Source organism: Polyangium mundeleinium, from assembly GCF_028369105.1.
Lineage (GTDB): Bacteria > Myxococcota_A > Polyangia > Polyangiales > Polyangiaceae > Polyangium > Polyangium mundeleinium.
Genome location: NZ_JAQNDO010000001.1, coordinates 9,222,240 through 9,246,914 on the forward strand (window position 1 = coordinate 9,222,240; position 24,675 = coordinate 9,246,914).

Consider the following 24,675-nt stretch of genomic DNA (forward strand, 5'->3'; position numbering starts at 1 on the left):
GGGAATGGAGGACCGGGACATGCTGCGAACGAATCGCGCGACGTGGATTTTGCTCGTGCCCATGGCGGTGCTTGGCCTGCTGCACGGCCCTGGCTGCTCGAACGAGGCGGAGGACATCGACCGCAACGGCGAGAGCACGGCGCTGAAGGGCGAGTGCAAGCTGGCGGCGGACGACGGCGACCCGTGCACGGTGGAGGGCTGCGAGGGCCAACCGAACGCGCACGTGAAGGTGGCGGGCCTCCCCTGCGGCACGAACAACGCGCTGAAATGCAACGCGAACGGGCAATGCAGCGGGTGCACGAGCCCGGACCAATGCGGAGAATCGGCGGATTGCGCGCCGTACGCTTGCAACAGCGGCGTCTGCAACCTGACCTTCACGCCGTCGGGCACGCCGGTACCTGCGCAGGTGCCTGGGGATTGCCAGCAGATCCAATGCGACGGCAACGGCGAGGAGATGTCGGCGAACGATGACAGCGACGTGCCGTCGACGGCATGTCAGCTCTCGTCATGCGTGGGCGGGACGCCGACGAGCATGCCCGCGGCGCAGGGGACGCCTTGCAGCGTGGGGAATGGGAAGAGCTGCGACGGCGAGGGGAACTGCGTCGAGTGCAATACGGATGCGGATTGTGGAGTAGCCGGCATTCATTGCGATCCCAAGTCAAACACGTGCTTCTCGTGCACGGATGGCATCCGGAACGGCGATGAAAGCGATAGCGATTGCGGTGGCAACAGGTGCCCCAAGTGCACGCAAGGCAAGTCGTGCAACACGGGAGGGGACTGCACGACGGCCAATTGCGCCGATGGGGCATGTTGCAGTTCCCCTTGCAGTGGTCCCTGCCTCGCGTGTGATCTGCCTGGTTTCGTTGGCGAGTGTAATCCCATCGAAAAATATGGCGAGGATTCCTCCTACGGGAACGGGATGTCCTGTTTGAACGCTGCTGGACTAGCTTGCAGCGCTGCGGCAAGCTGTTTGCAGGCGCTCAATACCAACTGCGCCAGCAATGGGGATTGCGCTAGCCTCCGATGCGCTGATCCTGACAACAATGGTCAAAAAACTTGCGTCAAGGGACCTGGCGACCCGTGCAATCAGCCCGTTGAATGCTTCAACAACACTTGCACGAACGGCGTGTGCGCCCCCTGAAGCAGTGAGCTTTCGCCCTGGAGGGTGACCCGATGCGCTCCATCCGGATCCCGCTGGCCCTTCTCCTCGCCGGTACGATCGTCGGATGTAGCGTCGCCCTCAGCCTCGACGACTACGAAAAGGTCTGCGAAGACGCTGGTTGTCGCGCATGTATCACGACAACCGATTGCGGAGAGCCTCCGCTGTGCACGGTCTGGACGTGTGAAGCGAACGTCTGCCAGCAACGACCAGCGGAGGCGCGGAGCCCCTGCCCGCTTGGCGTCTGTGATGGCGCAGGGGAGTGTGTAGGTTGCATCAACGCCGACGACTGCGGCGAATCAACCGAGTGCGGGCAGTGGATCTGCGGCGCTCGGATTTGCACCCGTACGTTCACGGCTGCCGGGACACCTCTCTCGATGCAGCCCAACGACTGCCAGACCTCGCAGTGTGACGGCAAGGGCAACACTTCCACGGTGTTCGACCTTCAAGGCACCGCGTGCGCGACGAACGGCGGAAAAGTCTGCGATGGGACAGGTTCATGCGTCGAGTGTATGTCGAATGCAGATTGCACGGCGCCCGGCAGTTTCTGCGACGTCCCATCACAGACGTGCTTTCGCTGCAACGACAGCCAAAAGAACGGCGACGAGACGGACACCGATTGCGGCGGGCAGTACTGCGCCAAGTGCGCGCCAGGGAAAGCCTGCACCAAAGGCGGCGACTGCGTCTCGAACTTCTGCGTCGACGGCGTCTGCTGCAACAGCTCCTGCACCGAGCCCTGCAAGGCATGCAACCTGATTGGCAGCGTGGGCTTGTGTGACGCGATTCCGAAGTACGGGGAAGATCTCTCCTACGGCAACGGGGAAACCTGCCTCCACGCGAACAACCTTGCATGCACGGGGTTGGGAAGTTGTGAGAGCACGCTGGGGTCACCTTGCCTCGTCAACGGCGACTGTGCGAGCATTCACTGCGCGGATCCCGACGAAAACGGCCAGAAGACCTGCGTCAAAGGTCCCGGCGACCCCTGCATCCAACCCGTCGAATGTTACAATAACATGTGCGCCAGCGGAATTTGTCCGCCCTGATCACTCCGGATCACACGCTCCCTCGCAGAACGCCTTGATCACCCCCGTCCGGAAAAACTCATGGCTCTGCGAATAAGCCGCGTCGAGCCCCCGCACCTTCCCGTGCGGGTCCTCATCCCCCTTCGGCGGCGTATTCGTCTTCGGCGCCTCGGGCAAACCGAAATCGTACTCCACGATCGCCGCCCCTGACAGCGGCGCGGGCGCCTCGTCCACACCCCAGATCGTTCGATTCACCGGCGTCACGTTCTTCGCGCCCACCGCCCGCGCCAGGATGTGCGCGCCGAGCGGCGTCACCTGGTAGTCCCCGATCGCCACGTGAATCAAGAGTTCATGCGCGGGCGTCCCCGGCAGCATGTTCTCGCGAATGTACGGCGCGAATCCGTTCGGCTCCGTTCGATCCCACAACATCTGCATCAGCCCCTCCACGAGCTGGATGTTCCGGCCCGTCCCGTAGGCTCCCTTCAGGAACAGGAAAAACGGCGCGAAATCGGTGCTCCGATCCAAAAGCATCGTGTAAGGCATTCCCGGCACGCTCACGAGACCACGTGTCACGTCCGTCGAAAGCGCCATGTACGTCGTCCCAAAGATCCCGCCCTGGCTGTCGCCCCGGTAGAATCGCTGCGTCGGGTCGATCACGCTCTCGCCGTTCACCTGCAGGAGCGGCTCGTTCACGAAACGACCCGACATCATTCGCATGGCGAGCAGGCTGTTCAGGATGCCCTGGTGCTGCCGGTCCACGCTCTTCCGGAAGCCCCCCGCGTCCGTCACCAGCGCGTCCGTGATGCTCGGCACGTCCTCGCTGGCCATACCCACGAGATCCACCGAAAAGGCCACGTATCCGTGCCGATTCGCGAGCTCCCCGAGGTATCCGTCGCCCCCCTCGAACTTCGAGCCGAGCAGGCCGTGACCATTCTGGATCAGCGCGAGCTTCTGCCCCTGCTTCGCCGCGTGTGGCACATGCACCACGAACTCGTATTCGGCAAAGCCGTTCTGCTTCGGCAAACCATCGTCCCCCCGCACGAGCGACGACCCCGGCCCCGGCGCCTCCAGATAAAGCGGCACCTTCATCATGCCCACGAGCCGCTTCCAGATCCGCGGGTTTTCCGCCTCCGTGAACTCCTCGCTCGTCACCGTATATTCCGGCCCCTCCGCGCCTACCTTCATGAGCGCGTCGTCCCGCATCGCCACGAGCGCGGCCGTGTTGTTCTCGCGGCTCGACGTGGTGAAATCCCACGCGATCTGAAGATCCTTCCGCGAGATCCCCGCCTTCTCCAGCCGCGTGAAGATATCGTCGTAAAGCGCGCGCCGCGCCTCGACCGAGCGATCACACGACGACGCCCCGTCCCGGAGCGCCTGAAACGCCGGCGACGCCGCGATCGGCTTGCCGCTCGCGTCCACCACGTTTCGGATCGCCACGATGTACCGCCGCGCGTCGGCGAGACGTACGACCGGCCGCACCATGAAAGCTCGCTCCTCGTCCGCCTCCGCCACGAGGCTCCGATCGAGCTCCGAGAAATGCGGCACCCGCTCGCCCGTCTCCGCATCCAGGATCACGGTCGGCGACGCGTCCGAAAGCGAGAGATCGATCGTGTCCTGCGTCGGCAATCCCGTGATCGTCGCGCCGGGCAGGTGCGTCAGCGCCGGTTGCCCCGGGGAAAACCCGTCGCTCGACGCCCACCATTCTGGATCCATCGGCCCGTGGCCCGCCGCGACCGGGAGCGTCGCCGCCCCGAAGGCCACGCGTTTCCCCGTCGGTTTGCTCGCGTCGTCCGTGAGCCACACGTTCGAGGGGAACGGATAGCCGCATTGCGTCGGGACGAGCGGATCACAATCGGCCCCGAGCAGCTTCGGCGCGCCCGCGGGCGGTGTGACGGCTTCACAAACGAGCGGATCCTCGGCGTTCGAGGAACATGCGGCCGAGCCGAACCCGAGGCCCACGCCGATCACAGCCCGGACGAGGAAGGAGAGCGAGCGCTTCATCGGCCCTACTCTATCAGGAAATCGCGGCGTCTCAGCATTTCCTCGGCGCTCCTCCCCCGGAGGTCCGTGCCTTCCGTGCGCTCTTCCTGTAGAATTGTCGTATCATGAAGGAAAAGGAGCCGCCCGTCCCCAAGGAGCACGCCGAGACCACGCGGCAGGCGTTGCTCGAAGCATTACGATCCGGGCGGTCCACGGCGCGCGCGCTCGCCATCACGCTCGGGCTGCGCGAGAAAGACGTGCTCGCCCACCTTGAACACGTCGCCCGCTCGCTCGCCGGGCAGGGCAGCGCCCTCGGCGTGAGCCCCGCGACCTGCCTCGGCTGTGGGTATGTCTTCGAGGATCGGCGTGCGCTCGGGCGCCCGAGCCGCTGCCCGCGTTGCAAAGGTGAGCGAATCGAAGCGCCCAAGTTCTTCGTCGAGCCCTGAATCAGACGATCACGCCGTCGAGCTTCGCACCCGGGAAACGCGCGCCGACGAGCTTCGCGCCCGTGAAGTCCGCGCCCCGCAAATCGGCGCACTCGAAATCGGCGCCCGAGAGATCCGCGTCGCGGAAGCTCGCGCCCGTGAAGTCCGTGCGCGAAAAATCCGATCTCGCGAGGTTCGCGCCGTCGAAACGCGCGCCGGCCATGAACGCATCGGTGTAATTGCCGTGGGAGAGGTTCGCGCCGGAGAAGTCCACCTTCTCCGCGATCATGCTGCAACCGCTCGCCCAGGGCAGGTGCGCTTTTTTCGCGTCGAAGTCGGGCGGGAGCTGATGTCTTTGCAAGCTGGCCTGATCGACCTGTTTGCCGCCAGACGCGCCGGCATACACGGCCAGGACCATGCCACTCGCCTCCAGCGAATGGAACACGCCGCCCGCGCCGCCGGCATCCAGGAATTTTTTGTGTTTGGCGAGGATCTTCTTCCACCGCTCCTTCGTCATGGCCTCGCTCGACGCCGCGACGCTGCGCATGAGGCCAGGCTCGAGGTTTTCCACGGGCGCGCCAGGCTGATCGGAGAGCGGGAACAGCCGCGCCAGATCGGCCGCATCCCTTCGCGGCGACGCCTTCGCGGGCTTTGCTTCGTTGGCCTCGGCCTTCGCGGCCGGCGCCGTCTTCCCCTCTTTCAAGGCGACGAGCGCGCCCTCCCCGAGCACCTTCACGCCGAGCTGCTCGGCCTTCGCCAGCTTGCTCCCGGCCTTGGCCCCGGCAATCAGGTAATCGGTCTTCTTCCCGACCGAATCCGAGAGCACCGCGCCGTGCGCCACGAGCAGCTTCTCGGCCTCGGCGCGCATCATCGTCCCCAGCGTGCCCGTCAGCACGACGGTCTTGCCCTTGAAATCAACGAACTCCCCGCCCGACGCCTCCCGGCTCCCTGCCTGGAACCCGATCGGCTCGATATGCGCGAAATGCGGCAGATCCGCATTGAGCGGCGTCGTCTGCGTGGCCGCGGCGAGGTCCTCGGCCCGTGCGATCGAGAGCCCCATCGCCGTCGCGACGAACACATCCCCCTCGTGGGAAAGACACACGTAGGGGACCCATATCTTCTCCTCGCAGAGCGCCTCACAGGTATTCTCGAAAACGAAGCAACGCGGCGGAGCGCCCTCCTCGATCCGGAGGACGTGCGCTGCGCTCGTGACGAGAACCGAAGCGCCGTTTTTCGTGACGCTCCCCTCCCAAACCCCCTCGGGGGCCAGGTTTTGCGCGATCGGGCAAGGCGTCGCGCTCGGGGTGGTCGCGGCGATGCGAACGACGGCCCCGAGGGTGGGGATGACCCAGGCAGAGCCGTCCGGGAGCGGAATCACATGCCGGAGGCTGCCGATGCCCTGCCGGCCGCCCAGCTTGTCGAGGGTTCCATCCGGACGAACCCTCCACACGTAGCGGAGGCCCGTCGCCCATATCGTGCCGTCCTCGCCGGCATGCACGGATCGAATGTCCTCGCCCTCGAGGTCCGGATGGACGAGCGACCACGACCCTCCCGCCTCCGTGCGGACGAAAAGCCCGTCCTTTCCTCCGGCCAAGACCCGCCCATCCGGCGTGATCGCAACGCCGACCGCGCTCTTGATCCCCTGCTTGGCCCCGAACCGTGTCACCTCGCCCGAACGCTCGCGCAGGAGCAATCCCTTGGCCGTGCCGATCCACACGTTCCCCGCGCCGTCCACGGCCATCGATTTCGCGACGGCGCCCCCGCTCACCGCGCCGACCTCGAACACCGGCGTGACCTCGCCATTCCGCGAAACCGCGGCGAGCAAAAGCGGAGTGAGCACGTACACGCCGCCCTCGGCGCGAGGCACGAGGCCGATCGCGGACTCCACCGACGTTCCGAGGACAAACGAGCGGCGAACCGGGAACACCTGCGCGAACCGCGGGCGTTTCGTCCTCGTATCGTCTTCACATTCCCGCCAGGTCGGCCCACTCCACGCGCGCGACGCGAAAAACCCGAGCTTCGAGATGTTCGGCGCATATCGCTTCGGCAAGAACGCGACGAACTCCGCCGTATCCCCCATCGGATTGCGCCTGTACCCGCTGCCGCCCACCTTCGCCTGCACCTCCACGACGAGGACGGGGAGCTTTTTCTTCCTGTCGAACTCGAGGTTCATCTTCCAGAGGGTCTTGATCTCCCGGGCGAGGGGCGTGCACTCGTAGCCGAAACTCTCGCCTTCGGGCGACTCGCATTCCAGCACGGCCTCGTCGAAGAGCCGGACCGCGAAGCCGTGATCCCAGGCGACGGGCGCATCCGGGTGGATGCTCTTCACGTGAAATCGCGCCTCGACGAAAGGCTCGTCCTCGTCGAAGAAGCGCGCCACCGTCTCGATGTTCGGCCCGAACGCGAGGGCGCGCCGCTCGGCCTCGTCGCGCGTCCACTCCCGGTACGATCGAATGCTCACGTCGTAGAGATCGCTGCCCACGAAAATCCGTTCCCCCAGCACGCGCGCGGCGTCAAGCTGTATACTCGACCCATCGTGCGACGCTCCGTCCTCCTCGCCGCGATCATGACCGCCGTCACGGCCTGCGGCTCGCCCGCGCCCCCCGCGCCAAGCGCGCCGCAGGTACGCGCGGCGCCGGAGGTCCTCCCGAGCGCCTCCGCCGCCCCCGATCCCGGCCCCGAGGCCACGTCTCCGGACGCCGCGTGCCCGCCCAACAAGGCCGAGGACGACGCCGCCTGCGTGTATGCCGCAATCGTGAAGAGGATCCCGCGACGGCTCGATATCGATCGGGCCATCGAGCCTTATGCCGGCAACGTCATGGAGGTCAAAAAGGCGTACGACGACGACTTCGCCCTCGCCCACACGCTCAGCGGCGAATTCGAACCGCTCGCCACGCGCGCCGAGCCGCGTGTCCTTTCAATCCGCGCGCGCATCCAGCAAGCCTCCCTCCACGACGTCGTGCGCCAGCGCCTCGCGGGCGCCGAGCCGCCGCGCGTGAAGCTTTACAGCGACAAGGAGGAAGATTTGCTCACCAAGGCCGCGACGAGCGGGAATCCGAACCTCCTATCCATGTCGGAGGAGCTCCGCCGCAGGCGCGAGGAGATGTTCCAATCCGCGCGGGAAACCTGGCTCCAGGCGGCCGAGGGCCCCCTCGTCCGCCATTACGCCGACGCCTTGCTCCGGGCGAGGGCCTGGTCCCTCGAGACGCCCGAGATCGGCCGCGCCCGGGCGCGTTTCCGCCATTGGTCCGAGCTCCTCGGCGACGCCAAGATCAAGGCGTACACCGAGGGGCTCGTCGATCCCGCGAACGGAAAGCCGTTCACCTATACGCCCGGGGCCCTCGAAACCCCCTGAGGCGGTTCACATCTCGAACGTGATACCCACGGTCCAGGTCGACGTGCCGACCTTCATCTGATTCGCGCCGAGGCCGAGGTTGTGGTTCGTCCACTCGCCGAAGAGGTGCACGTGGTTGATCCCCGACTCCTGATCGAGCGCGGCCATGGAGCGGCGGCCGAGCCAATCGAGCGCGAGCATGCCGCCGACCGCCCAGTGCACGCCGTAGCTCAACCCGACGCCCTTGATCGGGTCGTCGTCGGGCCCAACCTGGGCCGTCTCCTCGCCGACGTCGACCCACCAGAGCCCCGTGCCGAAGCCGATCTTGCCAAAAGGAATGAGCGGGATACCCGTGCGGCGAAAGAGCTCGTCGAGCCGAAGCACGGCCGAGACGTGCATCGGGAGGATGGTGAGCGACGTCTCGCCGACGCGCCGCTCGTCGTAATAATACGCGCCATCGGGCGCGTCGTACGTCCCCTCGCGGAACGCCTTGCCCGTCGCCGAGGTGTATCCGATTCCGACCCCGGGGCCGAACGATCCGACGTAGGGAATGCGCAGCGCTTGCCAGTCGAACTCGCCGCCGAAATGGAACCGGCCCTTGTCGCCGAAGAACTTGCTGTACGGGCCGGTGCCGCCGAACTCCTCGTCGACGGCCGGATAATACAGGCCAAAACGGAATTCGAGCGCGAACCGCTGGGGGCTGCCCTGCTGCACGCTGCCGCGCTCACTTTGCCGCCAGTTCGAATCGCGAATCCGCTTCGTTTGCGCCTCCGCGCCCTCGGCCGCGAAGAGCGCCACGATCCCGGCGAGCGCCGATACGAGCATCCTCGTCCGCATCACGACGCCCCCTCGTTCCCCGCGCTGCGCCCGCGTTTTTCCGTTCGCCTGCGCCGTCGCAGTCCGAGCGCGACCGCGGACGCGGCGAGCGCACCGCCGAAGAGCCCCGCGGTCCGGGACGCAGGCAACGCCGAGACGGAGCACAAACCGCCGCCCGTGCCGCCGAGATCACGGTAGACCTCGAAGAAATCGTCGACCGGGACGGGCGCCACGCATTGCACCTCCGACAGCGGTCCGACATTGCCGCGTGTATCCGTCGCCGCCACGGCGATCGCATATTCGACGCCGTTCTCCAGATCCTTGACGGTGTTCGACTCGCTGCAAGGCTCCCACGTGGGATCGGGGCGTTGTCCCGCCACGAACGGGCTCGTGCACGTCGCGCCGCCGCCCCCGCCAGCGCCGCCACTCCCGCCCGCGCCGCCGCTCCCGCCCGCGCCGCCGCTCCCGCCCGTGCCGCCGCTGCCGGTCTCACCGCCGGGGAGGAGAACGTTTCCTTTGGCGCAGTACACGGCAATGCCCGCGTAATCGGTGTCCAAGGGGCGTTTGTACACGACTTCGAAGCTCGCGTCGCCCTGCTTCACGGACACCTCCGTGGGCATGCCGGGCCCCCAGAGGTCGAGCTTCGAGCTCGTCCATTTCACGTTGCTGACCACGGATCCGCTGCCGAAGAGCATGAAAAACACCGTGATCGCCTTCTCCGCCCCCGTGACGTTTTTCTCTGCGCAGGCCTTGATGTCGGGATCCGGATCGACGCCCACCAGGTCCGCCGCCGTCAGCACGACCTGCCCCGTGTTGTTTACGGGGTTCGCCTGCGGGATCTTCGAGGGATTGAGCTTGAAGCATTGCGCTGTGGGGCCCGTCCGTTGCATCGGATCGGTGCAATCGATCCCCGCGGTCGTCGTCCCCCATACCTCGAACGAATACGAGCTCGTGAATCCCGTGAACGTGAGGTTGAAGGTGAAGGTCTCGTCGGGGTTCAAACACTCCTCTCGGTTGATGTCCCACTGGGTCGTGGGGCGCAGCGACGCGGGGCTCCGGATGGCCGGCTGCTGCGACTGGAGCGCCACCGTCTGCGCCTCCGCCGCGCCGCTCGTCAGCCACCCCGCCGCGACCCATAACGCCGCGCACGCCCCTCGAAACACGCGCCGCCTCCCGAACGAAGCCCCCCGAAGACCCGACGAACCTGTATCCATCCTGCGTGTTTGAGCACAGCTCGTGCCACGGGGCAAATCCTGCGGCGCGACGCCGATTCCATCCGGACGGAGCCCCCCGCGCGTGACGAGTTGGCCGGACGGATGGGGCGCGCGTGACAAGTTGGCAACGCGCGCGGGCGCCTGTGGCGGATGCTGCGGGGGACGTGTAGGGTCGCGGCCGCGAGGAGGCTCGATTCCATGACCGTCTCAGCGATCTTCGATCCTGCGCGCTGGCGCGAGGTGCCGGGTTTTTCGTTCACGGACATCACCTACCACCGCGCCGTGGACCAGGGCACCGTGCGTATCGCGTTCCATCGGCCCGAGGTGCGCAACGCGTTTCGGCCGAAGACGGTGGACGAGCTCTACACGGCGCTCGAGGACGCGCGGACCACGGCGGACGTGGGCTGCGTGCTCATCACGGGCAACGGCCCCTCGCCGAAGGACGGCGGCTGGGCCTTCTGTTCGGGCGGCGATCAACGAATTCGCGGCAAGGACGGGTACAAATACGAGGGCAACGAGGCCGGCGAGGTCGACGCGGCGCGCCTCGGGCGTCTGCACATCCTGGAGGTGCAGCGGCTCATTCGTTTCATGCCGAAGGTCGTGATCGCGGTCGTGCCGGGCTGGGCGGTCGGCGGCGGGCACAGCCTGCACGTCGTCTGCGACATGACGCTCGCGAGCCGGGAGCATGCGCGGTTCAAGCAGACGGATCCCGACGTGGCGAGCTTCGACAGCGGCTACGGATCGGCGCTCCTGGCGCGGCAGATCGGCCAGAAGAAGGCGCGCGAGATCTTCTTCCTCGGCCTCGATTACACCGCGGAGCAGGCCGCGGCGATGGGGATGGTGAACGCCGTCGTGCCGCACGAAGACCTGGAGAAGGTGGCGCTCGAATGGGGCGCGCTCATCAACGGCAAGAGCCCGACCGCGATGCGAATGCTGAAATACGGCTTCAACCTCCCCGACGAGGGCCTCGTGGGGCAGCAGCTCTTCGCCGGCGAGGCGACGCGGCTCGCCTACGGCACCGACGAGGCCGCGGAAGGCCGCGACGCGTTCCTGGAAAAGCGCAAACCCGATTACAAGCGCTTCCCCTGGCATTATTGAAGCCGCACGTTCGTTCGTCCTGAAAAACGTATCCGCGGCCGCCGCGGCCGAGGCCCTGGCCGTCCACGACACGAGCGGCCGAGCTCGGGCGCCCCCCGACATTCGGAGCCGGGCGCCCACCATCGACCACCAAGGCGACCGTCTCGCTACGGTATACTACCCTTTCCGCCACGTGGCCGAACCCCCCGCCCCGACCGCATCGACGTCCCTGCCGAACGACGGCCCGAGCCCGGGGACCGTCGCGACGAACCGGGACAAGGCGCGCCACGCAGCCGCGTCGTCGCTCCTCGGCATCGCCCTCAACCGCGCCGAGATCGAGCGCGTCGCGCTCCTGTCCACGTTGCTCTTCCTGTCCGCGCTGCTGCTCGTCGTCGGCCGCACCGCGCGGGATGCGCTCTTCCTGACGCGCTTTCCAGTCACGTGGATCGCGCCGATGTGGATGGCGTACGGCGTGGTCTCGGCCGTCGTGGCCTTCGGCTACGAGCGCGGGCTCCGGAAGCTGCCGCGCGCGCGCTTCGGCGCGGTGTTCGCGATCGGTGCGGCCGCAAGTTACGTCCTGCTTCGTCTGCTCATCGGCAAGGACATCGGCGCCGCGTACCTGATCTTCGCGATCTGGGCCGACGTCATCGCGAACCTGACCGGCATGCTCGCCTGGAGCATCGCGCAGGACCTCTACGACGCGCGCAGCGCCCGGCGCATCTTCGGGCTGATCGGCGCCGGGCACATCGCAGGCACGGTCGTCTCGGGCCTCGGGGCCGGCGCGATCGCGCCGATCATCGGCGCGGAGAACCTCATCTTCGTGCTCGTCGCGGCGCTGCTCGGCGTGGCGCTCCTTTGCCGCATCACCGCGCGCCGGCACGGCACGGCCTCCCGGAGCCGCGCCGACGAGCGATCGAGCGCGCAGCAGCAAGACCAAACGCCGCTGCTCAACTCGCGCTACGTCGGCGCCCTCGCCGTGACGATCCTGGTCGTCTACGCGATCCTCACGGTCGGCGATTACCAGTTCAAGGCGATCGCCCGCACGTCGTACCCGGACCGCGACTCGCTCGCGCGGTTCATGGGCACGTTTTACGGCGCGATCGGGATGATCGGGCTCTTCGTCCAGCTCGTCGTCACGCCCCGGATGCTCGATCGCGCGGGCGTGCTCGGTGGCGCAGCGACGATGCCCGTCGCGTTCGTCGCGAGCACCGTGCTGCTCCTCGCCTTCCCCTCGATGCCGCTCGCGGCGGTGCTCAAGGCGAGTGACAACGCGCTGCAGTTCTCGATCTTCGACGTGACGCTGCAGATCCTGTTCTTCCCGTTCCCCGCGGCGCTCAGGGATCGCGTGCGGACACTCGCGTCCGCGATCATGAAGCCCCTCGGCTGCGGCGTCGGCGCGGCGCTCTTGCTCGCGTTCAGCCCCTCGGCGAGCGAGGCGCAACCAGGAGCTTCGCTCATCACGGCCGCGGCGAAGCTCGGGTACGTGACGCTCCCGCTGGGCCTCACGATCCTGCCGCTCCTGCTCGTCGTGCGGCGCGGCTACGTGGAGGCGATGCAGGGGACGCTCCTCCGCGGCAAGCTCACGCCGGAGATGCCCCAGCGCGGCGGCAGGGCCGTGGCCGCGCTCGCCGGCGCGCTGTCGAGCCTCGACGCGCCGCAGGTGCTCTTCGCCCTCGATCGGCTGCGGCAGCTCGATCCGGCGCGTGTCCGCGAGGCGCTGCCGACGCTCACGCGGCACGTCTCGGCGCGCGTGCGGGCCGCAGCGCTCCGGACGTCACGCGCCGTGGGGCACCCCGAGGCCGCGGCGCTGGCCCGCGAGCGGCTCGAAGATCCCGATCCCGAGGTCCGCGGCATCGCGGTGGAGCTGCTCGCCAACGCGCTCGGCGAGGACGCACATGAAGAGCTCTGTGCGCTCGCGACGCGAGGCGGCGACGACGCCGTGCGGGCCGCGTCGATCGCGGCGCTGCTCCGGCACGGCGGGCTCGGCGGCATGCTGGAAGGCGCGCCGAGGCTGCGGGATCTGCTCGACAGCGAGGACCCCGCCGAGCGCGTGACGGCGGCGCGCGTGCTCGGTTTGGTCGGACAACCGCAGCTCGAAAGGGCGGTCGCGCGGCTGCTCGCCGACACCGATCCCGCCGTGCGGAAGGCCGCGCTCTCGGCCTCCGCGACGGTGGCCGCGCCGAAGCTCCTGCCGCTCCTCGAAGGCGCGCTCGCCGATCACACGCTCGGGAAGGCCGCGTCGAACGCGATCGTGGCGCTCGGCGATCGCGCGATCCCGCGGCTCGTGACGACGCTCTCGGATCCGAACGCGGACGCAATCGTGCGGCTCGCGATCCCCCGCCTTCTGTCGCGGATCGGCACGAGCGCCGCGCTCGCCGCGCTGCTCGATCGGGTGGACGAGCCGGACGATCGGGTGCGGCAGAAGGTGCTCGCGTCGGCCTCAAGGCTGCGCCTCGCGCTCGGTGCCCCGCCTGCGCCGCTCGAGCCGATCCGCGAGCGCATCGAGCGAGAAGCGCATGCCCACGAGCGCGAGCGGGACGCCTACCTCCTCGTGCGCCCGCGCCTCGCGCGCCCGCTCCTCGACGCACACGTGGAACGCCGCTTGCGCAAGGGCCTCATCCGGATCCTGCGCCTCTGCGAGCTCGTCTACCCGCGCGACGTCGTGGCCGGCGTGCGGACGCACGTCTTCGGCAAGGATCGTTCGCTCCGGGCGAACGCCTTCGAGGTGCTCGAATCGCTGCTCGATCGCCGGCGCGGCGCGCGGCTCGTCGCGCTGTTCGAGCGTTACCTCGAGCTCGCCGACGGGCTGCCTCGCGGAAGTGCGCATCCGAGCACGGACGACGTCGTGACCTTCGTGCGGTCCGAGCTCCAGTCGAACGACCCTTACCGCGCCGCGCTCGTGCTCGAAGCGGTCGCGGTGCACCGGATCGAGGCGTGTGCGAAGGACGTGAGCCTCGCGCTCGACGCGCCCGATCCGCTCGTGCGCGAGGCCGCGGCGATCGCGGTGGTCGAGACGCGGGCCGCTGGCGCGGAGGAAAAACTCCAGGCCCTCGTGAAGGATCCGGATCGGGCCGTCGCGCGGTGGGCTGCGTACTGGGCGCGGACGGGGCGAAGCGCGATCGAGGCGGGAGACGGCATGTACACGACGATCGAAAAAGTGCTCTTTTTGCAGCGTGTCCCGATCCTCTCGAAGATCTCGGGCGAGGAGCTCGTCGGGCTCGCGCGGACCTCGGAGGTCCTCGGCCTGCCGCGCGGCGAGGTGATCTTCCGGCAAGGGGACTCGGGCGCCGCGCTCTACTTCATCATCTCGGGCTCGGTCAGCTTGCGCGTCGAGGGCAAGGAGGTCGTGCGGCTCGGGGCGAACGAGGTCTTCGGCGAGACCTCGATCATCGATCGCGAGCCCCGCGCGGCAACCGCGGTGAGCCTCGAACCCGTCGAGCTCCTGCGCGTGTCGGGGGAGGATTTCAGCGCCGCGGTGCACGACACGGCCGAGATCGCGATGGGCGTCTTGCGCGTGGTGAGCGTGCGTCTGCGCGAGGCTGATCGCCGGCTCTCGATGGCGGAGGCCGAGCTCGCGCGGCTGCGCAGGTCCTCGAGCCCGACGGGCGAGAAGCCGCCGCCCGAGGGCGACGCAGGCGCGACGCGCCGGAGCTGGGACGACGACGAGTGAGGCGTCAGGGGCGCTGCGGGGATCGCAGATCCGCCTCGATTTGACGCAGCAACGCGGCCTCGCGGGTTCGGTTCGGGTGACGCTCGACGAAGGGCGCGAGGGTCGCCCGCGCCGCTTCGAGCTGGCCCTGGCGCGCCAGGAAGACCGCGAGGTTGAAGACGGCCTTCGTCGAGTCGGGATCGAGCTCGACGGCCTTGCGGAAATGCTCTTCGGCCTCGCGCACGCGACCCACGTCGAGCTGCGCCACCCCGAGCTGCGCGTGCGGCTCGGACCACGCCGGCAGGATCTCGGCGGCACGCTCGAAGTGCCGGATCGACGCTGCGGACTTGCCCTCGTTGAGAAGCGCCGAGCCGTAGTTGTGATGCGCCCGCGCCGATCTCGGCACGACCTCGATCGCCGCCTCGAACAGCGTCCGATCGTTCTTCCAATCCGCAGCGCGGCTCCACGCGAGGGCCATGTTGCCGAGCATCACGGGCGCGAGCACGAGCACGAACGATCGCACGTGCGCCGGATCCACCTTCGGCGGCTTCTGCGCCGCACGTTTCTTTCCCTTCCCTGCGGATGCCGTGGGTCCCACGAGCGCGCCGGGCGTTCGCTCCAGCATCCACTCGCCGATCCGCGCGATCACGAGCGCAAAACCCGCGGCCGGCACGTACAGCAGCCGCTCGGCAAAAATCGTCGGGAGCACGAACGGCAACTGGCTCACGACGATCCACGGAACGAGCACCATCACGGCCGCGAGCGCGAGCAAGGGCTCTCGCCGGCGCAGGCGGATCGCCAGGGCGACGAGGCCCACGAGCGCGAGCGCGGAGGCGAGAACGGGCAGGACGAACGGGCTGTGCTCCGGGAGAATCGCGGCGTACGAGTAGTCCGCTGACAAACCCACGGGCAGGACGATCTTGCCGAGCGCCATGCCAAACAGCCGCAGCGAGGTCCAGATCCGCGGCCCCCATCCCTCGGCGAGCAGCGGGTTTGCCTGGAGCTCACGCGCGACCGCGGCGAGCGGCGACGCGAAGGCCAGGCTTCGCAGCGCGATCACGACGCCCGCCGCGGCGACGAGGGAGCCGTACCGTGCCGAAAGGATCCGCGGCGCGCGTCCTTTCGGCGAGAGGATCCGATCGGCGAGAAAAAGAAATAGCGGAAAGACGATCGCCGACTCCTTGGACGCGAGCGCCCCCGCGAACGCGAACGCCGCCCCGACCTCGCTACGAGGCGCTTCCGCCTCGTCCGCGCGCCCCGCGACGAACCACGCGAGCCAGCAAAACCCAGCGGCCATCACGTCCGCGCGCCCCACGAGACCCACCACGGCCTCCGTGTGGATCCCGAGCACGCCGAACACCATCGCCGCGACGACGGCGAACGTGGTCCGTCCCGTGTGCCGCGCGAGCGCCAGCGCGAGCACCACCGACGTCGCCGCGTGCAGCACGAGGTTCGTCTCGTGAAACCCGCCCGTGACGTGCTTGTTCAGCCAGAACGACAGCACCACGAGCGGCCGCCACGTCCCCGGCCCCTCGCCGGGCGGACGCCCCCAGAAGTCGGTGCTGAAGAGCGCCCCGAGATCGAGGTCGCCCTGCACGATCGGGTTCTCCAGGATCGCCCCGCGATCATCGAAGACGAAGTCCGCGCTGAGCGCCCGCGCGTGCCCGAAGAAAGCAGCCGCCGCGACGAGCGCGAGCGCGCCGCGGGACAACACTGCCTTCGCTCGGGCCATGGTTACTTGATGATGCGCGCCTGGACCGTGCCCGCACGCAGATCGTCGCGCAGGACGAGCTCGTAGCGGTTCGAGTCGAGGCTGCCCGACCGCAGGACGAAGATGATCGCCTGCGCCCGCCGATCGCTCAGATCCGCGCTCACGCCCTTCGTGCCGAGCGAGACGCTGACCTGCTCGATCTTCGGGTTCGCGCGCATCGTCGCCGCGATCTCCTCGAGCGCCGCCTGCCCCTCGGGCGTGAGCTGATCGCCCGTGCTGAACTTGATCGGCGGTTTGATCTCGAACGACTCACCCTTGAGCCGCGCGTACTTGGGGCAGCCCTCGGGCGCGGGGCCCGGCTCGGTCGGGCACTTGTCCACGGGCTCTGGGAGCTGATCGTTGTCGACGTCCGGACAACCGTTCGCCTCCGCGCTCGCGTGCTTGACGCCCGGGCTCTGCGGGCAAGCGTCCTCTTCGTCGCGGATGCCGTCGCCGTCCTTGTCGCGCGACGGGCAACCACGCTCCTTCGGATCCGCGTTGTCGGGCCCAGCCGCATCGGGGCAGGCGTCTTCGGCGTCGGGGATCTTGTCGAGGTCGCGATCCGACGGTGGCTTGGGCGGAACCGGCGCCGGCCGTCCACCGCCGACGTACGCGAAGCTCAGGACCCCGCGGAAGCCCGGCGCGCCCGCAGCACCGCCAAACCCTGGCCCGCCGCTCACGCCGATCTGCATCCCGCCGAACGCCATGCGCACCGACGCAAGCGGCTCGATCTGCAGATCGATCGAGCTCGGTGGATCCTTGCCCGCGTCCACGGACGCGTGCGTCTGGTTGAACATCGCGAAGCTCGGCTCGAGCCCGACCCACAGGAACGACGCAGCCCGGAGCTGCGCGGCGCAAGCAAGCGCGATCCGCTCGCCGTCGGAGCCGGCCACGTCGATGAAGAACAAGGGCGAGACGAAGGCCGTGCACCCCCACCGGAACGAGCCCTTCTCGCTCGCGACGCCGAGATCGACCTCGGCGCGAAGCCTCTTGTCCGAGAGGAACGACGCCGTTGATCCGACCGGCGCCCAGAACCTCGCGCCCGCGACGAACGTGAACGCTTTCGTATCGATGGGACGGAAATGCAGACCCGCGCGCAGATCACCGACGCCGAACGTCTCGGGCTGACGGACGATCACGCCGTACCGGTCGAACGGCTGCTGGAGGTCGCCGTTGATGAAGAGCCCGACGGGGAGCGCGAGATCCGCCGTGAGCCAGGGCAGCGGCGTGATCGAGCCGCCGACGTGCGCGAGCAGCGCGTTCTGGACCGGCGTCGCTGCGACGGTCTCCACGCCTTGCCCGTCGATCGTGACGGCCTTGAGCAGCCCCATGCCGTAGTCGAGCGACAGGCCGAACGCGAACTCGATGGTGTTCGCGCCCTTCTCGTGAGGCCCGAGCGCACGAAGGAAGGGGCTCTCCGGCGAGGCCGGCTGGAGCTGGTCGATGCGGATGCCCTCGTCGAGACGGGCCTTGTTTTCCTGGGCCGAAGAGGAGCCCGCGAGGGAAAAGCCCATCGCAAACGCGAAGAGCCCTGCCCATCCTTGCCGTGCACGCACGGGGCCACCTTACATGCACTGCCGGGCCCGTTGGAACTGGGACCTGCATCCAAGCGAAGATCCCGCGCAATCCGGTTCGCGCCCCGACCCCGGGAGCGCCCCTCGCGCCTGGATCACGCGGCGCGAAAACGATCCGGGCCCTGGCCCGTCCAAGGATCAGGAAGCGGAACGACGCTTGCAAGACCGTAGCGACGAGCGCTTCCGCTCTGGCAACTGCTTCGACGAGGTCCCATCATCATGAACGCCATGCGCTTTGCCGAGACGTCGCCCCGCACCGATCGACCCGCGCCCCGGCCCGCCTTGCCAGGGCGTCGCTTCACTTCCATCGCGCTGTCGCTCCTCGCGGCAGCACTTTCGTTCACACCTCTGGCCGTCCAAGCGGATACACCCGCGGGCCTGCCGCAGGGCTGGACGAGCGACGCGCCCGAGGAGACCGCAGCCCCGAACACCGACGGCTTCCAGCCCACGCAAGCCGTGGACGCGCAGGTCAGCGTGACGGTGTCAGGCGACGAATACGTCGACACGGATCCCGCCGCGCTGAACGATTTCCGCGAGCCGCTCGCGGCCTACGGCACGTGGGTGGACGATGCGACGTACGGCACGATCTGGGTGCCGAGCGCCACCGTCGTCGGCGCTGACTTCGCGCCTTATCAGACGGCGGGCCACTGGGAGCTCGACGTCGACAGCAACTGGATGTGGGTCAGCGATTACGACTGGGGCCACATCCCGTTCCATTACGGTCGCTGGACCTGGATCGGCGGCCGCGGCTGGGGCTGGATCCCGGGCCGCGTGTATGCCCCCGCGTGGGTCACGTGGCGCATGACGGATTATGGCTACGTCGGCTGGGCTCCGATGGCGCCGTCCTGGTACTGGTTCAGCGGCTCCGCGGTGAACGTGTGGGTGACGCCGTCGTCCGCGTTCGTGTTCTGCCCGTCGAGTTACGTCTTCCATCGCCACGTGCACACGTACGTCGTGCGGGATCGCGACATCGTCCGCCGCATTGGCGCGCATTCGCGGCCGTATCGTCCGGCCCAACCCTCGGCGGGCGGCGGAGGCGGCGCGCACGCGCGTTCGTCGTATCGCCCGGCTTCGCCCACGCTCGCCGAGGCGAAGATCCCCTCCGGAGCCGCCCCGGAAAAACGTTCGGCGCCCGACGCGCGCGCGGCCGCTTATTCGCGTCGCAGCACGACGGCGCAAGCGAAGACGATGCCGGCGCCGTCGCGCGGGCTCGTCGCTTCGCCATCCGTTTCCAGGGCCCCGGGCGCGCATGCCGAGGGTCGTGGCGTGCACGTCGATCGCAGCCCGCGCGGCGAGGTCAGCCCGCGCGGCGGCCGCGGCGAGGTGTCCACGCCGAGCGCCTCGCCGTCGCGCCCCGCGGTTTCGCCTTCGAGGCCAGCCGTCTCCTCGCCGAAGCCCTCGCGGCCTGCGACCGAGTCGCGTCCCTCGACGGAATCGCGTCCGTCGGCCTCGCCGTCGCGGCCTTCGACGTCGACCTCGCGGCCTTCGACGTCGACCTCGCGCCCGTCGGTCTCGCCCTCGCGGCCTTCGATCTCGCCCTCGCGGCCTTCGATCTCGCCCTCGCGGCCTTCGGTCTCGCCGTCCCGTTCGTCGTCCTCGCCGTCCCGCTCGTCCTCGCCGTCGCCTCGGCGAGGGCGGTAGCTCGCGGATCTTGGCTCGCCTCTTGCGAAACCCCCGAACAGGAGCACGTCCGATGCCTTCTTTTCTACGCAACGTGAAGCTTGGTTCACTGACGGTGTGGCCGGCGGTTCTCGGGCTCGTCGCCTGTGTCGGCCTGGGGAGCACCACGACGGGATGCATCATCGTCGACGACGACGATGACGATACGGTGATCGTCGACAACGGGAACGGTTTGCCCCCGGAGCAGCCGATGGAGATGAGCATCGAGACCGATGTCCAGCTCGACGCGATCCCGGGCGATGGCGTGGGGGTGTTCGTCGAGTACTACGCGAGCGGCGTGTACCGGGTCTGGACGACCTGCGACACGAACTTCTCCGGCGTCGTTTGCCCGATCGATGTCTTCATGTCGGTCGACACGAGCTCGACGATCGACGCTGTCGTGACGGATGATTTCGAAGGCGCCGACCACGTGAACGTCCGCGAGGCCCTGGGGACGGTCGACATGCACGTCGATACAGGCGTGGACATCGACGCCATCGAGATCAGCACGACGCCCGGTGCGATCCTCCGCCTCGAGGTCCTCATCGACAACGTCCCGCAGCCGCGCTTCGTGTACTGGTACGGCAACGGCGTCCTGCACAACGGCGCCCCGACGAGCCCGGTCGACTTCGTCCCGACCGTGCCGTGAACGAAAAAGGCCCGGCCGACACTCCGTCGACCGGGCCTTTGGGTTTCCCCCCCTCGCGCCTTCTACTTGCCCTTCTTCGCGCCAGGTTTGTCCGCAGGCTTCGCCGCCGGTTTGTCCGCAGGCTTCGCCTCGGGCTTCGCGGCGGCATTCGCCGGCTTGCCCTCCGGATCCCATGACTCGGGCTCGCCGAGGCCGAGCGTCGCGAGCTGCGGCCCGACCGCCTCGCGTGGGCCCACCACGATCACCGTCGCCGACGTCGGATCCACGTGCGTCTTCGCGAGCGCCGTGACCTCCGCGAGCGTCGCGCTCTGCCGTGCGCGGGTCGCCTCGCTGTCGTGACCGGGCGGAAGCCCGAGCCGCGCCAGCGTCGCGAGCCTGCGCGCCGTGCCGCTCACGGTCTCGTAGGTCTGCATGAGGTCGGCGCGATCCTGCGCCTTCGCCTTCTCCAGCTCCTCCGCCGTCGGCCCCGAAGCCGCCATCTTCGAAAGCTCGCTCAGCATCTCCTTCAGCGCGACCCCGGTCGCGGGCGTCTCGACCGAGGCGATGGCCCAGAACCCGCCCTTGTTGCGGCTCTCCTGGAACGTCGAACCTGCGCCGTACGCCCAGTGATGCTCCTCGCGCAGGTTCATGTTGAGGCGCGACGTGAACGAGCCGCCGAGCGCCGTGTTGATGAGCTCGAGCCGCGGGAGCAACGGGTCACTCGCGGCCACGCCGTCCCGCACGACCGCGATGACGGACTGCGGCGCGCCGGGCCGATCGACGAGCACGAGCTTCGGGCGCGCCGAGGCCGCGCGCGGCCCCGGGAACTCCGCCTGCTTCGGCGCAGCCTTGGCGGGCGGCGCTTTCCAGGTGCCGAGCTGTGCGTCGACGATGTCCGTCACCTCCTTGCGGGAGATGTCGCCGGCCACGACGAGCACCGCGCGATCGGGGCGGAAGCTCTCCTTGTAGAAGCGCTTCACCGTCGGCAGATCGACCTTCGCCGCCGCTTCGAGCAAGCCGTCGGCGGGGTGGCCGTAGGGCGTCTCCGGGCCGAAGAGCACCGCTGCGTTGATCACACGCGAGACGCTCATCGGCTCGTCGGACCGCTTCTTCAGGTTGTTCTGCCAGAGCTCCGAGACACGCTTCCACTCCTTCGCGTCGAAGTGCGGCCGCGCGACCACATCCGAGAAGATGCCGAACGCCGCGTTGAAGTTGTTCTTCAGCACGGTGAGCGAGAGGACGCTCGCATCGGCGCTCGTGCCGAGCGCGAGCGTCGCGCCGAGGTCGTTGATGCCGCTCGACACCTCGACGGCGCTGCGCTTGCCGGCGCCTTCGTCGAGCATGTCGGTCGTGATGTGCATCAGGCCGGGCAGGTTCGCCGGATCGGCCGAGGACCCGCCGCGCATGACGAGCACCGCCGACACGAGCGGCAAGCCGTGCTTCTCGACCAGCCACACCGAGAGGCCGTTCTTGGTCGTGAACGTCTCGACAGCAGGAGGTGTGAACGGACGGCTTGGCGGAAGCTCCGGCTTGGGGCCGAGCAGGTCCACCGGAGGCGGCGCAGGCTTCGCCTCGGCGACGGGCGGGGTCGTTTCCTTCTTCGTCGGATCGACCGGCTGGACCTGGGGCTCGGCGCCGCACGCGGCGAGGGCCGTGAGCGCGACGAGCGAAAGGAAGGCCGACTTCTTGGCAAACCTCACGGGGCACCTCCGGCAGGCTTCTTCTCGGGCTCCACGCGGATGATCACGCGGCCGTTCAGGTCGAGGGTGCTCTTCGCGGTCCGCTGGAGCGACTCCTGCGTGACGCCGCGGTAGCGGGCGAGGTCTTTCTCGGCGAAGCCCGGATCCCCGACGTACGTCTCGTACTGGTTCAGCATCGAGGCGCGCGCGGTGACCGACTGCAGGCGCGAGACGAAGCCCGTCTCGTACTGGTTTTTCGCCCGCACGATCTCCGCCTGGCTCGCGGCCTCGCTCGTGATCTTCGTGAGCTCCTTGTCGATCGCGGCTTCGAGCTGGTCGAGCGTCACGCCCGGGCGCGCGATGGCCTCGACCACGAAGTACGAGCCGAGATCCCCGGACGCCTGGTACGCCGACACCTCCTGCGCGACGGGGTTGTCGTAGACGAGCGCCTTGTAAAGCCGGCTCGCCTTGCCGTCCGTGAGGATCACGCTGAGCAGGTCGAGCTCTGCGTCGCCCGGCGCGTACCGCGCGGGGCTGTGCCAGGCCATCACGACCTTGCCGAGCTCCACCTTGTCCGTGAGCGTCTCGCGCACGACCTTGTCGAGCTTGACGGGCTTCGCCTGCGGCGCCGCGGGCAAGGGCGACGACGGGATCGAGCCGAACCACTTCTCGATGACCGGCTTGATCTCGGCCGTCGAGAAATCCCCCGCGACCACGAGCGAGGCGTTGTTCGGGACGTACCAGCGCTTGAAGAAGCCCTTCACGTCGTCCACCGTCGCGGCCTGCAGGTCCTCGTGCGAGCCGATCACCGGGTGGTGGTAGGGATGATCCGCGGGGAAGAGCAGCTCGGGGAGCCGCAGCTCGACCTTGCCGTAAGGCTCGTTCTCCGTGCGCTGCCGCCGCTCGTTGCGCACGACCTCGCGCTGCACGTCGAGCTTCTCCTTCGTCATCTCGTCGGCGAGCGAGGAGAAACGATCGGCTTCGAGCCAGAGCAGGAGCTTCAGCGTGTGCGCGGGTCCGACGTCGAAGTAGTCCGTGCGGTCCTCGCTCGTCCACGCGTTGTTCCAGCCGCCTTCCGACTCCATCCACGTGTCGAACATCTTGGGCGGCGCGCGGCGCGTGCCCATGAACATGAGGTGCTCGAAGAGGTGTGCGAAGCCCGTGCGCTTCGGCTCCTCGAAGCGCGAGCCCACCTTTACCATCGTGTTCACCACGACGAGCGGCAGCGCGTGATCCTCGTGCAGGATCACGGTGAGGCCGTTCGACAGCTTGTACTTCTCGAACGGGACCTTGATCTCGGCCTTCTGCTCGGCGTGAGCGGTCGCGACAAACGCAGGCAGGGCGAGCGGCGCGGCGAACGCGAGCGCGGAGGCGAGGAGCGCCGCGGCTCGCACGCGGCGCCTTCGAAGGGGAGGACGGATCGATCGCATGGCCGGAGAGCGTGCCCCTTTGGCCCGCGATTGCAAGCGGCGAGCGCGGCCTTGGGTGCGGAGAGAAGAACCTAGCGACCGCTTCGCGAAGGGGCCTTCGCGGGCAAGCTCGCGGGCGTGCGCGCGTCCGACGACGAGGAGCTCTTCGACGTCCGGCCATTCATGACGACGGCGATGCCCGCGACGACGGCGACCAGGAAGAGGACGAAGAAGAAGATCTTCCAGAACGAATACGGCGCCTTGCCGATCACCTCGCCGGTCTGTCCGTTCACGAGGAACTGAAAGGGCTTGTCCTGGTACCGATAGGCCGCGATCCACACGGGCAAGAGCACGTGCTTGAAGGTCACGTGCGAGAAGTGGTTGTCGACGTGCAGGTTGCGCTGTTCGTCCCCCGGGACGTCGCTCCGGCAGCGGCTCCACTGGGTCGAGCCCATGATCGTTTGCCCCGTGTCCCACGCGGGCATGAGATCGATCGCGTAGGCCTCGGCGCGCCAGCCCGCGAGGAACTCGGGGCGATACGGCGTGAGCTCGCCGGTGTTGAAGGTACGGAAGCTGTCCCCGAGGTTCTCGGGCAGCCCCTTCGAGGCGCACACGATCACGTCGTCGAAGGTGTCGGTGCGACGGCCGCGCGCAGGCTCCCAGCGGGTCTTCTGCACCTGCCGCGTCTGCCGGTTGCCCTGCTCGTCCGTATACGTTTCGGTCTCGTAATAATGGTAGCCGGCCTCGGCGGTCCACGACGAGTCCACGCGCGCGTCGAACGTCCAGTACGGGACGTACACGCCCGCGAAGCCCTCGACCTTGGCCATCTTCTTCAGGTCATTCGGGCGGAACCAGAGCGAGCCGAGCCACTCTTCGAAGCGATGGTTCGCGCTGTTCTTGTCGACCTTGAAAGGCACGACGGACTCGGGGCGGATCGCCGTGCCCGCGGACTGTTGCGCGAGGACCTGATGCGATCGACAGAAGGTGCACGTCGCGGTCTGCTCGCCCGGGGGGACGTTGACGGTCGCGCCACACTCGCGGCAGCTCACCTGCGCGACCGGCGTACCGTATCCACGCGCGGCGAGGCGCATGCCCTCTTCGATCGGGATCTCGCGGACGTGGCCCCCAGCCCCGTGGGGGACGGCCTGCTGGAAGCCGCAATAGGGGCACTTCATGGCCTGCGTGCCCGCGTCGTAGCCGAGCTTCGCGCCGCACTGGCCGCACGGGAACGTGTCGCCCGAAGGGCCCGGATCGAATGCGCTCGTCACCTCTTGTCCTCCAGCTCCGATGTTACAAGGAA

General features: G+C 68.3%; 17 protein-coding genes. 8 read left to right on the plus strand and 9 right to left on the minus strand.

The window, feature by feature from the left end; translation table 11 throughout:
- Positions 1–19: 19 nt before the first annotated feature.
- On the plus strand, positions 20–1,141 hold the full coding sequence (locus POL67_RS36535) for a hypothetical protein (RefSeq protein WP_271925259.1): 1,122 nt from the start codon (positions 20–22) through the stop codon (positions 1,139–1,141).
- A 32-nt stretch (positions 1,142–1,173) separates the two neighbouring features.
- Entirely contained in the window at positions 1,174–2,202 is a 1,029-nt protein-coding gene (locus tag POL67_RS36540; RefSeq protein ID WP_271925260.1) for a hypothetical protein, read from the plus strand.
- Here POL67_RS36540 and POL67_RS36545 read toward each other — a convergent pair whose 3' ends face one another.
- Entirely contained in the window at positions 2,203–4,182 is a 1,980-nt protein-coding gene (locus tag POL67_RS36545; protein ID WP_271925261.1) for a tautomerase family protein, read from the minus strand.
- 104 nt (positions 4,183–4,286) lie between these two features.
- Between POL67_RS36545 and POL67_RS36550 the strand changes: the two genes are divergently transcribed.
- The gene (locus POL67_RS36550) at positions 4,287–4,607 is read left to right on the plus strand and encodes a transcriptional regulator (RefSeq protein WP_271925262.1); all 321 of its coding nucleotides are present in this window, start codon (positions 4,287–4,289) and stop codon (positions 4,605–4,607) included.
- A gap of 1 nt (position 4,608) precedes the next feature.
- Here POL67_RS36550 and POL67_RS53865 read toward each other — a convergent pair whose 3' ends face one another.
- Positions 4,609–7,047: a pentapeptide repeat-containing protein gene (locus tag POL67_RS53865; protein ID WP_271925263.1), complete on the minus strand. Its 2,439-nt coding sequence runs from the start codon at positions 7,045–7,047 to the stop codon at positions 4,609–4,611.
- A gap of 75 nt (positions 7,048–7,122) precedes the next feature.
- On the opposite strand from POL67_RS53865, the gene POL67_RS36560 reads away from it, so the two are divergent.
- Positions 7,123–7,941: a hypothetical protein gene (locus POL67_RS36560; RefSeq protein ID WP_271925264.1), complete on the plus strand. Its 819-nt coding sequence runs from the start codon at positions 7,123–7,125 to the stop codon at positions 7,939–7,941.
- A gap of 6 nt (positions 7,942–7,947) precedes the next feature.
- On the opposite strand, the gene POL67_RS36565 is transcribed toward POL67_RS36560, so the two are convergent.
- The gene (locus POL67_RS36565; protein ID WP_271930958.1) at positions 7,948–8,757 is read right to left on the minus strand and encodes an MXAN_2562 family outer membrane beta-barrel protein; all 810 of its coding nucleotides are present in this window, start codon (positions 8,755–8,757) and stop codon (positions 7,948–7,950) included.
- Positions 8,757–9,899, minus strand: coding sequence for a hypothetical protein (locus tag POL67_RS36570; protein ID WP_271925265.1), 1,143 nt, complete (start codon positions 9,897–9,899; stop codon positions 8,757–8,759). Before POL67_RS36570 ends, POL67_RS36565 begins: the two co-directional genes overlap by 1 nt.
- Before the next feature lie 249 nt (positions 9,900–10,148).
- Here POL67_RS36570 and POL67_RS36575 point away from each other — a divergent pair, with 249 nt between their 5' ends.
- Positions 10,149–11,048 carry a 1,4-dihydroxy-2-naphthoyl-CoA synthase gene (locus tag POL67_RS36575; protein WP_271925266.1) on the plus strand — a complete coding sequence of 300 codons (900 nt, stop codon included), beginning with the start codon at positions 10,149–10,151 and terminating at the stop codon, positions 11,046–11,048.
- 172 nt (positions 11,049–11,220) lie between these two features.
- Entirely contained in the window at positions 11,221–14,697 is a 3,477-nt protein-coding gene (locus POL67_RS36580; protein WP_271925268.1) for an Npt1/Npt2 family nucleotide transporter, read from the plus strand.
- Positions 14,698–14,701: 4 nt separating this feature from the next.
- On the opposite strand, the gene POL67_RS36585 is transcribed toward POL67_RS36580, so the two are convergent.
- Together POL67_RS36585 and POL67_RS53870 are read right to left on the minus strand one after the other, a co-directional pair.
- Positions 14,702–16,408 (minus strand): tetratricopeptide repeat protein, encoded by a 1,707-nt coding sequence (locus POL67_RS36585; protein WP_271925269.1) that lies wholly within the window; start codon positions 16,406–16,408, stop codon positions 14,702–14,704.
- Between the two features lie 2 nt (positions 16,409–16,410).
- Positions 16,411–17,982, minus strand: coding sequence for a thrombospondin type 3 repeat-containing protein (locus POL67_RS53870; RefSeq protein WP_271925270.1), 1,572 nt, complete (start codon positions 17,980–17,982; stop codon positions 16,411–16,413).
- A 237-nt stretch (positions 17,983–18,219) separates the two neighbouring features.
- Between POL67_RS53870 and POL67_RS36595 the strand changes: the two genes are divergently transcribed.
- Both POL67_RS36595 and POL67_RS36600 read left to right on the plus strand, forming a co-directional pair.
- Positions 18,220–19,641, plus strand: a complete 1,422-nt coding sequence (locus tag POL67_RS36595; protein ID WP_271925271.1) for a DUF6600 domain-containing protein — start codon at positions 18,220–18,222, stop codon at positions 19,639–19,641.
- A 52-nt stretch (positions 19,642–19,693) separates the two neighbouring features.
- A complete protein-coding gene (locus tag POL67_RS36600) occupies positions 19,694–20,308 on the plus strand; it encodes a hypothetical protein (protein ID WP_271925272.1) in 615 nt (204 codons plus the stop codon).
- 62 nt (positions 20,309–20,370) lie between these two features.
- Here the strand turns inward: POL67_RS36600 and POL67_RS36605 are convergent, their stop codons facing one another.
- The 3 genes from POL67_RS36605 to POL67_RS36615 form a co-directional block, all read right to left on the minus strand.
- Positions 20,371–21,987, minus strand: coding sequence for a M16 family metallopeptidase (locus POL67_RS36605; RefSeq protein WP_271925273.1), 1,617 nt, complete (start codon positions 21,985–21,987; stop codon positions 20,371–20,373).
- Positions 21,984–23,396: a M16 family metallopeptidase gene (locus POL67_RS36610; protein ID WP_271925274.1), complete on the minus strand. Its 1,413-nt coding sequence runs from the start codon at positions 23,394–23,396 to the stop codon at positions 21,984–21,986. Before POL67_RS36610 ends, POL67_RS36605 begins: the two co-directional genes overlap by 4 nt.
- 71 nt (positions 23,397–23,467) lie before the next feature.
- A complete protein-coding gene (locus POL67_RS36615; RefSeq protein WP_271925275.1) occupies positions 23,468–24,643 on the minus strand; it encodes a TFIIB-type zinc ribbon-containing protein in 1,176 nt (391 codons plus the stop codon).
- Positions 24,644–24,675 lie beyond the last annotated feature (32 nt).